The organism is Kitasatospora nipponensis (assembly GCF_039528135.1).
GTDB lineage: Bacteria > Actinomycetota > Actinomycetes > Streptomycetales > Streptomycetaceae > Kitasatospora > Kitasatospora nipponensis.
The window spans coordinates 1-519 of record NZ_BAAALF010001156.1; the positions used below are offsets into that span (position 1 = coordinate 1).

1 protein-coding gene is annotated in these 519 nt (G+C 70.3%); it reads right to left on the reverse strand.

Features of this window, described 5'->3' with window-relative positions:
- Positions 1-435 (reverse strand): quinone oxidoreductase family protein (locus tag ABD323_RS45390; RefSeq protein WP_344447774.1); only part of this gene is annotated, 435 nt, incomplete at its 3' end.
- Positions 436-519 lie beyond the last annotated feature (84 nt).

A 519-nucleotide genomic window follows, 5' to 3' on the forward strand; every position in this document is an offset into this window, starting at 1 on the left:
GGGTCCGGCGGCGGCGTGGATCAACACGCGCTCGCCCGGGCGTACTTGGGCGGCGGTGTTGATGAGGTCGTACGCGGTCGGGGCGCCCCAGCCGAGGCCCGCCGCGGTGCGCAGGGACAGGTCGCCGATGCCCACCGCGAGGACGGCGGGTGCCAGGACCACCTCGGCGAAGGCGCCCGACGGGGTGAGAGCGGTGACGGGCTCGCCGACCCGGCCCGGGTCGACGCCCTCGCCGACCGCGGTGATGTGCCCGGAGGCTTCGAAGCCCGGGACGAAGGGACGCGGTACGGGGAACTGGCCGTCCCGGACCATCGTGTCGCCCCACTGGATCCCCGCGTACGCGACGCGGATCGCCACCTGGCCGGGGCCGGGGACGGGCTCGTCGAGTTCGGTGACGCGGTAGCGGTCGTCGGTGTCGAGCAGGGCAGCCTTCATGGTCACAGCTCCTTGTGCTGACTCAGGATCCTTATAGTTGAGGACTCTATGGATGTAAGATCCCTGAGTCAACACATGAATGTG